Below are 14,458 nucleotides of genomic sequence, written 5' to 3'. Positions count from 1 at the left end.
AAAAACTGATATCTGATGAAAGTTATCCGATCAAAAGATCCGCAGGAACTGGGGACAGCAGCAGGAAAAGCTGCGGCTGCACTGATACGTGCCGCCATCAATGAAAAAGGAAGTGCTAATGTTATCCTGGCTACCGGCACCAGCCAGTTCGAAACTATCCGCCAGCTGATAACGGAAAGTATCGACTGGTCAAAAGTAAATATGTTTCACCTCGATGAATATATCGCACTGCCCATCACACATCCGGCCAGTTTCCGCAAATACCTGAAGGAACGTTTCCTGGAAAAAGTACCTTCCCTGAAAGCGGTCTACCTGATCAGCGGTGAAACCGATCCGCAGGCGGAATGTGAGCGGCTGTCGGCCCTCATAAAAGCGCATCCGATTGATGTGGCGCTGGTAGGCGTGGGAGAGAACGGACACCTGGCATTTAATGATCCTCCGGCTGATTTTGACACCACTACACCTTATATTATTGTAAACCTGGATACTGCCTGCCGGCAGCAGCAAATGAATGAAGGCTGGTTCCCTTCCCTCACCGATGTGCCATTACAGGCCATCAGTATGTCTGTACAGCAGATTATGCAGTCCAAACATATCATCTGTTCTGTTCCCGGTGAGCGTAAGGCACAGGCGGTAAAAGACAGCCTGGAACAACCGGTGAGCAACCTGTTTCCGGCCAGCATTTTACAGCAACACAAGGATTGTATTTTTTACCTGGACGAAGCAGCTGCATCGAAACTCACCTGACGACCTGACCAGGATTATAAGATTAAAAAGATTTGCCCGATGGGCGTAGATTGAACTGGATAAGTATTTATATTGTACTTATACTTTTATTCAATCTACGCCCATCGGGCAAATCTTTTTAATCTTATAATCTTGGTCTTTGGTCTTTGGTATTCAAAAATAACTTAACTTAACCCTTACACTGAAAACACTTATTGTAGATATTTTTAGAGATTAATACCGATTGAACCCTTACAAAATAACTGTATTTACACGCGGAACATATCATATCAGGAACCGGCAAACCCTACAACATGAATACCTCTATTATAACCAATATTATCACCGCAGGTGCCAGTAACCTGGAGCATGCACAACGAAAGAAGATCCAAACAGCTAATTCCCTTAGCCTTATATCAGCCCTGGTTGCCATCGGAGTAGGCTCTTTTTTCCTGATCATTTTTAATCAGCAAACCATTTTCCTGGGATCTGTTATTGAAACAGTGGCCTTCCTGTATGCTATTTACCTGAATAAGATCAGGCGGTATGAAGCGGCGCTGGTAGCGATCCTTTTTACTTATTGCCTGGCCACCTTGTTTTTCGGGATCTACCTGGGCCCTGTTATCAACGTACCGCTCATGAGCGTGTTTATGGCGGGAATCGTTCTATTGTTATTTGACAGGAAGATTATAAGGATTATCTGTCTTACAGCCATCGGATTAACATTGACCGCCGTATATGTAAACAAGTTTATAGCATTGATTAAACCCGTGGAATTCAGCCCACTCGGTATGATTATCCTTGAAACAGTGGTGGCTGCTACCATTCCGACTTTATGTATCATCATGCTGACCTTTTACCTGAAAGCCCGGAAACATACTGAAATCAGGCTGGTACATCAGAATAAGATCCTGGGAGATACCAACGAGTCAAAAAGCGCCTTTATTAAAGAGTTGAGCCACGAAATCCGTAACCCCCTGAATGTGGTGTATGGTATTTCCAATTTGCTGACCAGTGAGCCCGCCAATGTGAATGATCCCGATTATATGCTCATTGAGAGAGAAGCATTAACGGCTATCCATACAGGCGGCCGGCAGGTGCTGGACATTATTAATAACTCGCTGGACTGGGCCAGGATAGAAGCCGGCGCACCCGAAAGTATTCATGATGCACCGCTGAACATGTCCGAATGGATCCGGGAATTAATGGTGGTTTATAAATACATGGCTTCCAAGAAATCAGTACACCTGGAGCTGGAACTCGCCACCGGCGTACCTAAATTAATATTGACAGACCGCGTAAAACTGACCAAAGTACTAGGAAACCTGGTATCCAATGCGATCAAATTTACCAGGGAGAAAACAACGATTGAAGTAAAGATAAAAAGTGATGACACCCTTATATATATTGAAGTAAAAGATGAGGGTCCCGGTTTATCATCGGAGAAAATGAACGAAGTTTTCGAGCCTTTTTACCGGAGCAGAAGCGACTGGGAAGGAACCGGGCTGGGACTACCCATTGCCAAAAAAATGATCGGTATCCTTTCCGGCGATTTGAAGGTGGACAGCGAAGAGGACAAGGGGACTACCTTTACCATCTCCTTTCCTTATAAACTGGCCGGTGACGCCGGTGAATTATCCTATTCCGTGCGTAAGTTCGGTCGCTTTACAGATAGCCGCGTTTTAGTGATTGAAGATGATAAGATCCAGCAGGTGATGTATAAATTCCTGCTGAATAAAGTAGGCTGTGAATACGAGTTTGCTGCCAGTGTAGCAGAAGGCGTAAAAATGGCCCGGCAGTTCCAACCACACCTCATATTATGTGATATGAGATTGCCTGATGGCAATGGTAAAGATTTTCTGCAACAGATCAGGAGCATGGAAAACATGAAAGACATACCCGTGGTAGCCGTTTCCGGGGGAGCATTTGATGATGAGCTGCAAGCCGCAGCTGAAGCCGGATTTAATAGTTATCTCACAAAACCGGTTGAGTTTTCTGTCTTCTACAAACAATTGGAATGTTTTTTAACACTGCATATAGATATCTGATTTTCTAACATGCTGATTATCTTTTAATTGTAAAGCTGCGAGAAAATCGCGGCTTTTTTTAGTACTTTTTATACCGATCCCTTTTTTGTTTTTTCCCCCGCCGATTGTCATTCGCCAAGCGCATTTTTTCACACAATAAATAGCAACACAATGCAAACCATTACCGTACCGGGCCTTTATTGCCCCTTTTCTCCGCGTATTAACAAGTATGTTATCGACACGCATCTCCGTACCAGTCAATGGGTAAGGAAGTTTAATCTTTACGACGAGGCTAAGTTTGTAAAGTTTCTGAGCGATAACTATACCTGGATGGTAGCCAGGTTCTTCCCCACCGCCAACCGGGAACGGATGCAACTGGCCAACGACAGCCATGTACTTTTATTTGCCATGGACGACGCCCTGGATAACCAGATGAATAAAAGCTCCGTTATTGAAAACGCTGCCAGTCTGCATGGATTTACAGAAAAATGTATGCATGTATTACAGAACAAGGAACGCTTTACCCTGGCTGATGGTGGCCCTTTGCTGGCTGGTTTGACCGATGTCTGGGATCGTACCAAGGCACTGAGCAGTGCGCAATGGCAGCAACATTTTGAGAACGGTATCCGTATTTTATTTGATGCCGCTGCATGGGAATACCGCAATACCAGTACGGACCGTATTCCGGGTATTGAAGAATTTATGAGGATGCGGCCTTTTGCCGGCGCTGCGCATATTTCTACCGATATGATAGAAATAGTGGAACAGATTTATCTGCCGGAAGAAATTCTGCAACATCCGAAAATTGACCGGCTTACGAAACTGGCCAGGGGATTGGTTTGCTGGGCCAACGATCTCTATTCCTGCTCCAAAGAACTGGAACATGGGGATACACATAACCTGGTCAAAGTTATTTCGCATGAAAAAAGGATCAGCCTTCAAAGGGCAGTAGCCAAAGCAGTAGAAATTCATGATCAGGAAATGAATGAATTTGCGACACTTTCTGCCAATTTACCTGTATTCTCTATTTCAATGAATAAAGTAGTGGAAAAATATGCCTTTGTTTTAAGTGCAATTCTCCGTGGCAATATCGATTGGAGTACAATGGAAACAGCCCGCTATCGCTTCGTGTACGGCCCCATATCTGCTACCCGCAAGCAATATGGTTCTGTTAAATAGCATCATCCCCCCAAAACACCTGGCGTCTGCCGGGTGTTTTCTTCCTGCTATCCCTTCATGGGGCCTTTTTCCTTTTCATCTCCTTCTTCCAGTGCATCACTTTGTATATCCTCATCTGTAATTTTTTCTTCTTCCAGTAGTTCATCCAGTTCTGCATCATCTGCTTCTTCGTCCAGTAATTCATCTTCTGTATTTTCATCTCCTGTGCGTGATTGCTCATCCTGGTTGCCTTTAGGAGGTAGCGGCTGCTGTTGGTGATTAATGATATCATCCGGTTGCAGTTCATCATCGCGTAATGGTCCGGGAGTATTCTTTGGTGTTGCCATAATGTTTTTATAAAGCAGACCTCAAAGATTGATCCAATACCTGATTTCCACAGGTCGTATTTCCCCCTTACAATGTCCTGTTTACCCCCTTTTGATTTGCATATATCGGGATATATTTGAGTAAGTAATCCTTCACATTTTAAAACTTAAAAAAATGGCAGTAGTTAATCCTTATCTGAATTTTAATGGTCAATGCGAAGCCGCATTTAATTTTTACAAATCAGTATTTGGTGGAGAGTTTATGATGATTTCAAGGTTTAAAGAAGTGCCGCCAGAATATACACTTCCGGCAAGTGAAGCAGAGAGTATCATGCATGTTGCCTTACCAATTGGAAAAGGAAGTGTTTTAATGGGTAGCGATATACCGGAATCATACGGAAAGGGAACACCGGGTACGCTTTATAACATCGCTATTAATACAGATAGTGAACAGGAAGCGACTGATCTGTTTAATGGTCTTTCCGCAGGAGGAAAAATAACGATGCCGCTTGCCAAAGCTTTCTGGGGCGCCTACTTCGGAATGTTTGTTGATAAGTTTGATGTGCAGTGGATGGTTAGTTACGATGAGAATAACCACTAAAATAAATTGTTTGCATTCCTGATCATCCATTGTTTTTATGCATCTCAGTACCGCAGTATACAACCGGCTGCGGTCATCTCCTTTAAAATCCATGATCACCTTTCGGGACCGTTTTTCTCCGATGTCCCGGTAAGCGGAGCTGTACCTGCTCCTGAAAACCTGGCGGACCGGCGCCGGAAATCACCTGTTAAATATTTAAAATACCAAAATGATAAAATAATCAATATCCGGCATAACAGTGCATGACAGCACTGCCCCTTGTTTTCCATATTTTAGTGAAAACAGATACGGTAAAAAATTCCACATGGAGGTTATCTCAGGTATTATATTCCACTTCATTGGCGGGTTCGCCTCGGGCAGTTTTTATATGCCCTTCAAAAAAGTAAAAGGCTGGCATTGGGAGAGTTATTGGCTGATTGGTGGGTTGTTTTCCTGGCTGGTTGTTCCTCCGCTGGCAGCATGGCTTACCCTGCCGGGTTTTTCGGAAATTATCTCACAGGCTTCCTGGTCTGTTATAGCTACTATCTATATATTCGGATTGCTTTGGGGTATTGGAGGGCTCACCTATGGGCTGGGTATCAGGTACCTGGGGATGTCATTGGGTAACTCCGTGATGCTGGGCTGCTGCTCCGTATTCGGGGCGCTGGTGCCGGCTATCTATTATAATATAGTACCTACTGCGGGTAAAACATCCCTCTCGGAAATGCTCAGCAGCACCTGGGGACTGGTAGTCCTCCTGGGATTGCTGGTATGTCTCACAGGTATTTTTATCTGTGGCTGGGCGGGCATCATGAAAGAAAAGGAACTGACGGAAGAAGAAAAGAAGAAAGCAGTAGCAGAGTTTAGTGTCGTGAAAGGGCTGATTGTGGGCGTGATCTCCGGGATCCTCAGTGCTTGTTTTGTATACGGCATCGAAGCCGGTAAAGACATGGCTGAGGTGGCCGTGGCAAACGGGCTGAACCCATTGTATCAGAATAATGTTACTTATGTGGTATTGCTTTGGGGTGGGTTGACGACTAACTTCGTCTGGTGTATTATCTTAAATATACGTAACCGGTCGTACCACGACTATACGAATAAAAGCACCCCATTACTACGCAACTATCTGTTTGCCGCAATGGCGGGTACCACCTGGTTTTTACAGTTCTTTTTTTACGGTATGGGCGAAAGTAAACTGGGCAATGGCGCCAGTTCATGGATCCTTCATATGGCCTTTATTATACTCATTGCCAACATGTGGGGCCTCGCCCTGCGCGAATGGAAGGGTGTGAGCAAAAAGGCCACCGCCACTATTGTAGGTGGGATCCTTACCATTCTTTTGTCTGTATTGATTGTAGGATATGGAAATTCTCTTAAATAAAATATAGTATGTCGCAGGAAGTAAATCAGTTTAAACACGTCAGTTATTTATGGGACAACGCACAGGCTGCGGCGCTGGCTGGTGATGAAGTGGCCCTGCTTATATATCGCTCCAACTTACTGGGAGCTGATCTCCGACTCACCAACTACGGTGGTGGCAACACCTCCTATAAGGGATCGGTGCATGATCCGCTAACCGGAAAGGATACGGACGTTATGTGGGTAAAAGGCTCCGGGGGCGACCTCGGCACACTTAAACGCAATGGCCTGGCCGCTTTGTATGTGGACCGGCTCCATAACCTCGAAAACATTTATCGCGGAATTGAGCATGAAGATGAGATGGTAGGGTTATTCAATCATTGCATGTATGATCCTGCTTCCCGGCCTCCATCCATTGATACTCCGTTGCATGTGTTTTTACCCTTTCAACATATTGATCACTTACATCCCGATGCGTTGATAGCAATTGCTGCCGCAAAAGATGGTAAGCGTATTACACAGGAGCTATTCAACGGTACCATCGGGTGGGTTGACTGGCAACGCCCTGGTTTTGACCTGGGACTGCAACTACGTAAATGCCTGAACGAAAATCCCGGCATCCGTGGCATCGTTCTCGGTTCGCATGGCTTGTTTACCTGGGGCGACACTGCTTATGAATGCTATATAAATACCCTGGAAGTAATTGAGCGCGCGGCTGAATATATCAATACAGCTGTAGCTAAGAACCCCGCTGTTTTTGGTGGTGCTAAAATCTCTTCCCTGGCTCCTGAGAAGCGTTTACAGCAAGCGGCTTCCCTGGCGCCCATCCTGCGCGGATTTGCCTCTTCGCACCAGAATATGATCGGTCATTTTACAGATGATGCGGATGTACTGGAATTCATTAACTCCAACGATCTTTCAAGACTGGCCCCTATGGGTACCAGCTGCCCGGATCACTTCCTGCGCACAAAAATATCTCCCCTTATCCTGCAACTTACACCGGATGAAGACCTGGGTGATGTGAACGCCATTAAACAAAAGATTTCCCCTTTGTTTGATGAATACAGGGAGATGTATACCGCATATTATAATAAGTGTAAGCATGACAATAGTCCCGCTATGCGCGACCCTAACCCGGTAGTGATTCTTTATTCCGGCGTTGGTATGTTTACTTTTGCAAAAGATAAACAAACAGCCAGGGTAGCAGCGGAGTTTTATATCAACGCTATTCATGTAATGCGTGGATCTGAAGCAATTTCTGAGTATATTTCGTTACCAAGACAGGAAGCATTCGATATAGAATACTGGTTGCTGGAAGAAGCCAAACTACAGCGTATGCCTAAACCCAAAGCCCTGAGCGGACGTATAGCCCTGGTAACAGGCAGCGCCGGCGGTATTGGAAAGGCTATCGCAAAGAAGTTTGCAGACGAAGGCGCCGTAGTGCTTATCAGCGATAACGATAGCGAGCGGCTGGCAACTGCCATCACCGCGGTGGAGAAAAAATATGGTAAGGATGTATTTACCGCCGCATTGCTCGATGTAACCGTTCCTGCTACCATTCAGCAGGCATACGATCAGGTGGCACTGGCTTTTGGTGGGGTGGATCTTATCGTGAACTGTGCGGGATTGTCTATTTCCAAACCACTGGAAGCACACACAGAAAAGGATTGGGACCTGCTGTATGATGTACTGGTAAAAGGCCAGTTCCTGGTTACACAGGCAGGTGTAAATATGATGCGGAAGCAGCATCTTGGTGGCGATGTCATCAATATTGTGAGCAAAAACGCACTCATGAGTGGACCTGATAATGCGGCCTATGGCTCTGCTAAAGCTGCACAGCTGCACCTTAGCCGGTTAAATGCTGCTGAACTGGGGAAAGATCGTATACGCGTCAACGTGATAAACCCTGATGCGGTGATCTCCGATAGTAAAATATGGGAAGGCGCCTGGGCAGAAGGCCGTGCCAAAGCATATGGTATCGCTGTAGCAGACTTGCCGGCTTTTTATGCCAAACGCACGCTGCTCAATGAAATCATCCTGCCGGAAGATATTGCCAACGCCTGTTTCGCTTTTGCCGGCGGCTTACTGGGCAAGTCCACAGGTAATGTATTAAATGTAGATGGCGGTATTGCCGCAGCTTTTGTCAGATAAAAAGAGTTTATATGCAGATAGAAAAATATAAGATAGCCGCGCATAACGACGGACTAACTACCGCGCATAAACGTAGATTTGAGTTTATCAGCCAGGAAATAAAGAACGTAGATGAAATAGTGAATAAACTGGCTGTATTTCAGGTCGCTATACCCAGCTGGGCGCTGGGTACCGGTGGTACACGCTTTGGCCGCTTCCCGGGTGGAGGCGAGCCAAGATCCCTGGAGGAAAAACTGGAAGACATCGGATTGCTGCACGCACTCAACAGATCGGGCGGCGCCGTTTCCCTGCATATTCCGTGGGATATTCCCACCAATACCGCACATATCCGCAATATGGCGGCACAGCTGGGACTGAAATTCGATGCCATGAATTCCAACACCTTCCAGGACCAACCCGGACAGGAACACAGTTATAAATTCGGCTCGCTCTCTCATACGGATAAGCATACACGTCAACAAGCTATCGATCATAATATTGAGGTGATCCGCTATGGTGCGGAGCTGGGCTCGGAAGCACTAACGGTGTGGCTGAGCGATGGCTCCTGCTTTCCGGGACAGCTTAACTTCCGCCGCGCTTTTGAAAACACGCTGCGTAGCTTCGAAACGATCTACCAGGCCCTCCCTGATCAATGGAAGCTGCTGATAGAATACAAAGCCTTTGAGCCTAACTTCTATTCCACTACCGTGGGCGATTGGGGACAGTCGCTGCTCTACGCCTCCAAACTGGGAGAGAAAGCCTATACACTGGTGGATCTCGGTCATCATCTCCCGAATGCCAACATAGAACAGATTGTTGCATTACTGTTGATGGAAGGAAAACTCGGTGGATTCCATTTCAACGACTCCAAATATGGTGATGACGACCTCACTGTAGGCAGTATCCGCCCATACCAGTTGTTCCTTATCTTCAATGAACTGATTGACGGAATGGACACTCGTGGCATGCAACACGCCACAGACCTGGGCTGGATGATAGATGCCAGCCATAATGTAAAAGATCCGCTGGAAGACCTGCTGCAATCTGTAGAAGCGATCAAGATAGCCTATGCGCAGGCTTTGCTGGTAGATCGTGCACAACTTACTGCTGCACAGAACAACCACGATACTGCCCTGGCGCAGGAGCTTTTACAACAGGCTTACCGTACTGATGTACGGCCGCTGGTAGCGGAAGCCCGTCTCCGTGCAGGCGGCGCCCTGGACCCGCTGGCCATATTCCGGAGCGAAAAAGTAAGAGATTCTCTGGTGAAAGAAAGAGGTAAAACCGCCGTTGCCACCGGCTTGTAAATTTAGACCCACATGCGGATTCCCGTTATAGCAATATTTGATATTGGTAAAACCAATAAGAAACTGCTTTTATTAAACGAGCAATATAAAATTGTTTTTGAAGAACAACGTAGTCTGGAAGAGACAACAGATGAAGATGGTGATGCGTGCGAAGATGTGGATAAGCTCCGCAGTACTGTGTTGCAGCAACTGGACCAGGTGCTGCAACATCCCGATTTTGACGTGAAAGCTATCAATGTGGCCGGTTACGGCGCCAGCTTTGTACACATCGATGAAAAGGGAAACAGTGCCGGACCTTTATACAGCTACCTGAAACCATACCCGGAAACATTACATAACCGGTTTTATGAAACCTATGGCGGCGTGGAGGCTTTTACGCACAGAACCGCTTCCCCGGTACTGGGCAGTCTGAACTCCGGTATGCAGCTTTACCGCATCAAATACATGCAGCCGGAACTGTTTGCTCGGATCCGTTATGCCTTACATCTGCCACAATACATCAGCTACCTGTTTACCGGCTTACCTGTTTCTGAAATGTGCAGCATCGGCTGCCATACCAACCTGTGGGATTTTCAACACAACTCTTATCATCCCTGGGTAGCAGCAGAAAACATCCTGGAAAAAATGGCCCCCGTATTTCCGGCGGACTATACCACCATCCTGAAACATGACGACAGGTCCATCGTAGCCGGTATCGGCCTGCACGACAGTTCTGCGGCGCTGATCCCCTACCTGCTGAATTTCCAGGAACCGTTTATATTAATATCCACCGGTACCTGGTGCATCAGTATGAATCCATTCAATCATTCACCGCTGACCACTTCGGAACTGGAACAGGACTGCCTAAACTATATCACTTATAAAGGCTTGCCTCTGAAGGCTTCCAGGCTTTTTGCCGGGCATAAACACGAAATACAGATCAAAAGGATCGCCGCACATTTTAAGGAAGATGAAGCGCAATACAAGCACATGGAATATGATGGCAGCATCATAACCACGCTGCAAGCGGTGCCGGATAATCTGGATTTCAGTAACAGGGATTTATCTTACTATCAGAATAGTACAATTGCCTATCATCACCTGGTGATGGAACTGATTGCACAGCAACACATTTCTACCAGCCTGGTGATAGGAGATACGGTTGTAAAAAGGTTATTTGTAGACGGCGGATTTGCCAAGAACTCGATCTATATGCATTTGCTGGCATTATCTTTCCCTGATATGGAAGTATTTGCTGCATCTGTATCGCATGCCACGGCAGTAGGCGCTGCACTGGCTATACATCATGCCTGGAATACCAAGCCGGTACCCACCGACCTGGTTGAACTAAAATATTATGCCTGACAGGATAGCTGCCTGTCAGCTGTGAATAGCAGTTTTTAATGTACATTGGAGGTAACATGAAAGAACAGAGACTAATAGACCTGATTGTGATAGATGAGTATTCCGCTACGCCGAAATACATGCAGCTGGCCAATTCCATCCTGAAAGGACTGGAAACAGGCCAGATCCAACCGGCAGATCTGTTGCCTTCTATCAATGAACTGAGCTTCGAGCTGGATATTTCCCGCGATACGGCCGAAAAAGGCTACCGCTACCTGAAGAAAACCGGTGTCCTGGGCTCTGTACCGGGCAAAGGATACTTCATTCCTGATAAGGGCGTGCGCGCCATTCCCAAAATATTTCTGCTTTTCAACAAACTGAGTGCACACAAAAAAATTGTGTACGATGCTTTTATGAAGGCTTTGGGTGAAAACGTAGCCGTGGATTTTTACATCTACAATAATGACTATGCCCTCTTCAAAAAATTACTGACCAATAAACGCGAGGATTATTCCTATTACGTGATCATCCCGCATTTTACGGAAAGAGGGGAGAAAGCACATGCGATCATCAACACCATTCCGAAAGATAAACTGGTGATCCTGGATAAGAAGGTAGGCGGTATCACCGGCGATTTTGGCGCTGTGTATGAAAATTTTGAAGAAGATATTTATAACGCCCTCCAGGAAGCGAGGGTGCCCTTGGGCAAGTATCACACTATTAAAATTATCTTCCCTGAAAATTGTTATATCCCTTCTGAACTGCTGACCGGGTTTATCCGTTTTTGCCAGGATTATGCCTTCGCTTATAAAATACTCAACCAGGCTACTGATGAAGCCATCAAGGAAGGCGAAGTATATATTACGCTGATGGAAGACGACCTGGTAGCCCTCATCGAACAGATCACGGAGCTGGAGCTGACCGTAGGGGAGCAGGTGGGCGTTATTTCCTATAATGAAACGCCGCTGAAACGCATCATCCTGAATGGTATCACCACTATATCCACAGACTTCCGCAGAATGGGGGAACTGGCCGCAGAATTAGTGACAGACCGCTCGGTAGCACACCTGGAAGTGCCATTTAAATTGCGGCTGAGGGCCTCTTTATAAGCTGTTCATCTCATCATTTCCTGCAAAAAATCATTCCTGTACATCCTTCACGAGGGCGGGTAGTCCTTCGTATTGCACCGGCGTAATCACGGTGGCGTCATCCGGTTTCACTTTGCGAACGGAATTTACCGGCCAGCAGTCGAGACCGGCGGGTGGCAGCTGATAACGCAGCAATTCCTGTATAGCCGTATCCGTTAGTTGTGGGTGCAGCCATTCCTGTGCCAGGTCGTTGGTGAGCATCATGGGCATGCGGCCCGCATTGTCGCCACCATTATGGATCTGCCGCATCACGGTATTGGCGCTGCGGGTGAGCAGTGTGAAAGTGGGGATACGCGCGGGCTTATCCACATCCCAGGAATTGGAATGCGCCCACAGTCCTGCGATGAAAAAGACATCCTGCTCGCTGGATCTGATGTAATACGGCACTTTATTTTTCCATCCGGGGATTTGCCGGTATTCAAAAAAGCCGGTAGCGGGTATGAGGCAACGCTGGTGCCGGATGGCATTCCACATCGTGCCGCTTTCCAGCACTTTTTCACTGCGGGCATTCAGGAAAAGTTGCCGTTGTTTTTTTACTTTTTCTGCGGTGTCCAGCATTTTGGGAATAGGCCCCCAGGTGAAGGTATCCAGGGTAGGTCCGTCATTGTTTACGATTACAGGCCACTGCGGATATGACATCCCTATTTTATGATAAGTAGGTTCAAAACCCAGGTCGGGGTTAATGCCTGTTTTGAGCAGGGGGATGGCTTTGAGCACACTTTGCAGTTTAGCGGCAAGGGCTATATCGTAACACATATGATCAATAACTTTCTGTGACGGATAAAGGTACTTTTATTTAATTATTCTGTGGCGGTGGCTGTTTCATCCGGCAGGAATGTTTCAGCGGGCGTGAGAGCTACATATACTTTGTAGCCGGTGGGCTGTGATGCCGCCTTGTAAAGCTTTTCCACTTCTTCCACATGGTGCGACTGGTAAATATATTTCCTTTTATCAAACCGGATCTGCTGAAAATGCTGGTTGGCTTCCCCTATATCTTTATAAGGTGTGATAAGAAATATTTCCCGTGTGCGGGCGTCTGTATGATCTCTTCCGTCCTGATAACTCTGGCGGACAAACAGCGTAAAGCCATTTTCAAGCATCGCTGCTACCAGCGGCGCCGATAATAATACCAAAGGATGGTCCATAACTGATCTGTTTCACTATTTACCTACAAATAAATACTAATATTATTAGCAAAATAAAGCTAAATATTTTAGTTTGACAAGATCTTTAACAGATCATTTGCAAAGGCCGTAAAACCGCAGTGGGAGAGCTGTAAGCCGGAATATCCGGTAATTAAAACAGGCGCGTTCAAATAATTAAACAAAAATAAATTTGATTTCCCGATTTACTTACTATTTTTGTACCCGAATTATGACAACAAACATACATATCCATCATCACCATCATTTCTTACCAAAGGGGTAGGCTGGGATGTTAATGTGTATTATTACCATATTAGATCATCATCAGGGGCTTACCAGACGGTAAGCCCCTTTTTTATTTTGTCCAAATGAAACTAAAAATCGCCATCCAGAAATCTGGCCGCCTGCACGAAGATTCCATCAAACTGTTGAAGGAATGCGGGATAGACATCAACAACGGTGTTAATAAACTGAAAACAGAAGCCAGCAACTTCCCGTTGGAAGTGTTTTTCCTGCGTGACGATGATATTCCGCAGTACATTGAAGATGGTGTAGCTGATATCGGCATAGTAGGAGAAAACGTAGTGCTGGAAAAACAGAAGCAGGTAAACATCGTAGAAAAACTGGGCTTCGGTAAATGCCGCCTTTCCATGGCAGTGGAAAAAGCAATGGACTACACTTCTGTAAAAGATCTGCACAACAAAAGGATTGCTACGAGCTACCCGGTGATTGTGGAAGATTTTCTGAAACAAAATGGTATCACAGCCGAAATCCATGAAATCAGCGGTTCCGTGGAAATAGCGCCTGGTATTGGTTTGGCAGATGCTATCTGTGATCTCGTGAGCAGCGGTTCCACCCTGTTTATGAATGGCCTGAAAGAAGTGGAAACCGTACTCAAATCAGAAGCGGTACTGGCAGCGTGTCACAACCTGCAACCTGCACAACAGCAGTTGCTGGACAAGCTCGTATTCCGCATCCAGGCAGTAAAGAAAGCGAAGAACACCAAATACATCCTGCTGAATGCACCCAATAATAAACTGAATGAAATTATTGGTTTGCTCCCCGGCATGAAAAGCCCTACTGTATTGCCTTTGGCGCAGGAGGGATGGAGTTCTGTACACTCTGTACTGAATGAAAATGATTTCTGGGATATTATTGAAAGCCTGAAAGCCGCCGGTGCACAGGGAATTCTCGTAGTGCCCATTGAAAAAATGGTGATCTAAAACTGA

General features: G+C 46.1%; 13 protein-coding genes. 10 read left to right on the top strand and 3 right to left on the bottom strand.

The window, feature by feature from the left end:
- Positions 1-15: 15 nt before the first annotated feature.
- The 3 genes from ABQ275_RS18840 (at position 16) to ABQ275_RS18830 (ending at position 3,932) form a co-directional block, all read left to right on the top strand.
- Positions 16-747, top strand: a complete 732-nt coding sequence (locus tag ABQ275_RS18840; protein ID WP_349314710.1) for a glucosamine-6-phosphate deaminase — start codon at positions 16-18, stop codon at positions 745-747.
- A gap of 293 nt (positions 748-1,040) precedes the next feature.
- Entirely contained in the window at positions 1,041-2,774 is a 1,734-nt protein-coding gene (locus tag ABQ275_RS18835) for an ATP-binding protein (protein ID WP_349314709.1), read from the top strand.
- Between the two features lie 150 nt (positions 2,775-2,924).
- Complete coding sequence (locus ABQ275_RS18830; protein ID WP_349314708.1) at positions 2,925-3,932, top strand: terpene synthase family protein; 1,008 nt, start codon at positions 2,925-2,927, stop codon at positions 3,930-3,932.
- 47 nt (positions 3,933-3,979) lie between these two features.
- Here ABQ275_RS18830 and ABQ275_RS18825 read toward each other — a convergent pair whose 3' ends face one another.
- Complete coding sequence (locus ABQ275_RS18825) at positions 3,980-4,258, bottom strand: hypothetical protein (protein WP_349314707.1); 279 nt, start codon at positions 4,256-4,258, stop codon at positions 3,980-3,982.
- Positions 4,259-4,412: 154 nt separating this feature from the next.
- Between ABQ275_RS18825 and ABQ275_RS18820 the strand changes: the two genes are divergently transcribed.
- The 6 genes from ABQ275_RS18820 to ABQ275_RS18795 all read left to right on the top strand — a co-directional run bounded on the left by ABQ275_RS18820 (position 4,413) and on the right by ABQ275_RS18795 (position 12,045).
- Positions 4,413-4,838 (top strand): VOC family protein, encoded by a 426-nt coding sequence (locus tag ABQ275_RS18820; protein ID WP_349314706.1) that lies wholly within the window; start codon positions 4,413-4,415, stop codon positions 4,836-4,838.
- A gap of 304 nt (positions 4,839-5,142) precedes the next feature.
- Positions 5,143-6,198, top strand: coding sequence for an L-rhamnose/proton symporter RhaT (rhaT, locus tag ABQ275_RS18815; protein WP_349314705.1), 1,056 nt, complete (start codon positions 5,143-5,145; stop codon positions 6,196-6,198).
- A gap of 8 nt (positions 6,199-6,206) precedes the next feature.
- Positions 6,207-8,327: a bifunctional aldolase/short-chain dehydrogenase gene (locus ABQ275_RS18810; RefSeq protein WP_349314704.1), complete on the top strand. Its 2,121-nt coding sequence runs from the start codon at positions 6,207-6,209 to the stop codon at positions 8,325-8,327.
- An 11-nt stretch (positions 8,328-8,338) separates the two neighbouring features.
- The gene (locus tag ABQ275_RS18805) at positions 8,339-9,613 is read left to right on the top strand and encodes a TIM barrel protein (RefSeq protein WP_349314703.1); all 1,275 of its coding nucleotides are present in this window, start codon (positions 8,339-8,341) and stop codon (positions 9,611-9,613) included.
- 12 nt (positions 9,614-9,625) lie between these two features.
- Entirely contained in the window at positions 9,626-10,957 is a 1,332-nt protein-coding gene (locus tag ABQ275_RS18800; RefSeq protein WP_349314702.1) for an FGGY family carbohydrate kinase, read from the top strand.
- A 56-nt stretch (positions 10,958-11,013) separates the two neighbouring features.
- A complete protein-coding gene (locus tag ABQ275_RS18795) occupies positions 11,014-12,045 on the top strand; it encodes a substrate-binding domain-containing protein (protein WP_349314701.1) in 1,032 nt (343 codons plus the stop codon).
- A 30-nt stretch (positions 12,046-12,075) separates the two neighbouring features.
- Here the strand turns inward: ABQ275_RS18795 and ABQ275_RS18790 are convergent, their stop codons facing one another.
- The gene (locus ABQ275_RS18790; RefSeq protein WP_349314700.1) at positions 12,076-12,840 is read right to left on the bottom strand and encodes an SOS response-associated peptidase; all 765 of its coding nucleotides are present in this window, start codon (positions 12,838-12,840) and stop codon (positions 12,076-12,078) included.
- A gap of 44 nt (positions 12,841-12,884) precedes the next feature.
- Entirely contained in the window at positions 12,885-13,229 is a 345-nt protein-coding gene (locus ABQ275_RS18785) for a hypothetical protein (RefSeq protein WP_349314699.1), read from the bottom strand.
- A gap of 368 nt (positions 13,230-13,597) precedes the next feature.
- On the opposite strand from ABQ275_RS18785, the gene hisG reads away from it, so the two are divergent.
- A complete protein-coding gene (hisG, locus tag ABQ275_RS18780; protein ID WP_349314698.1) occupies positions 13,598-14,452 on the top strand; it encodes an ATP phosphoribosyltransferase in 855 nt (284 codons plus the stop codon).
- The last annotated feature ends 6 nt before the right edge of the window (positions 14,453-14,458 follow it).

This window comes from Chitinophaga sp. MM2321 (assembly GCF_964033635.1).
In the GTDB taxonomy this organism is placed as follows: Bacteria; Bacteroidota; Bacteroidia; order Chitinophagales; family Chitinophagaceae; genus Chitinophaga.
Note: the sequence above shows the minus strand (reverse complement) of the source record. Positions and strands in the feature narration are given on the sequence as shown.

Excerpts from the sequence above, each read along its gene's own strand:
- ABQ275_RS18840 (WP_349314710.1), top strand. The coding sequence starts at position 16 with ATGAAAGTTATCCGATCAAAAGATCCGCAGGAACTGGGGACAGCAGCA.
- ABQ275_RS18835 (WP_349314709.1), top strand. The coding sequence starts at position 1,041 with ATGAATACCTCTATTATAACCAATATTATCACCGCAGGTGCCAGTAAC.
- ABQ275_RS18830 (WP_349314708.1), top strand. The coding sequence starts at position 2,925 with ATGCAAACCATTACCGTACCGGGCCTTTATTGCCCCTTTTCTCCGCGT.
- ABQ275_RS18825 (WP_349314707.1), bottom strand. The coding sequence starts at position 4,258 with ATGGCAACACCAAAGAATACTCCCGGACCATTACGCGATGATGAACTG.
- ABQ275_RS18820 (WP_349314706.1), top strand. The coding sequence starts at position 4,413 with ATGGCAGTAGTTAATCCTTATCTGAATTTTAATGGTCAATGCGAAGCC.
- rhaT (WP_349314705.1), top strand. The coding sequence starts at position 5,143 with ATGGAGGTTATCTCAGGTATTATATTCCACTTCATTGGCGGGTTCGCC.
- ABQ275_RS18810 (WP_349314704.1), top strand. The coding sequence starts at position 6,207 with ATGTCGCAGGAAGTAAATCAGTTTAAACACGTCAGTTATTTATGGGAC.
- ABQ275_RS18805 (WP_349314703.1), top strand. The coding sequence starts at position 8,339 with ATGCAGATAGAAAAATATAAGATAGCCGCGCATAACGACGGACTAACT.
- ABQ275_RS18800 (WP_349314702.1), top strand. The coding sequence starts at position 9,626 with ATGCGGATTCCCGTTATAGCAATATTTGATATTGGTAAAACCAATAAG.
- ABQ275_RS18795 (WP_349314701.1), top strand. The coding sequence starts at position 11,014 with ATGAAAGAACAGAGACTAATAGACCTGATTGTGATAGATGAGTATTCC.
- ABQ275_RS18790 (WP_349314700.1), bottom strand. The coding sequence starts at position 12,840 with ATGTGTTACGATATAGCCCTTGCCGCTAAACTGCAAAGTGTGCTCAAA.
- ABQ275_RS18785 (WP_349314699.1), bottom strand. The coding sequence starts at position 13,229 with ATGGACCATCCTTTGGTATTATTATCGGCGCCGCTGGTAGCAGCGATG.
- hisG (WP_349314698.1), top strand. The coding sequence starts at position 13,598 with ATGAAACTAAAAATCGCCATCCAGAAATCTGGCCGCCTGCACGAAGAT.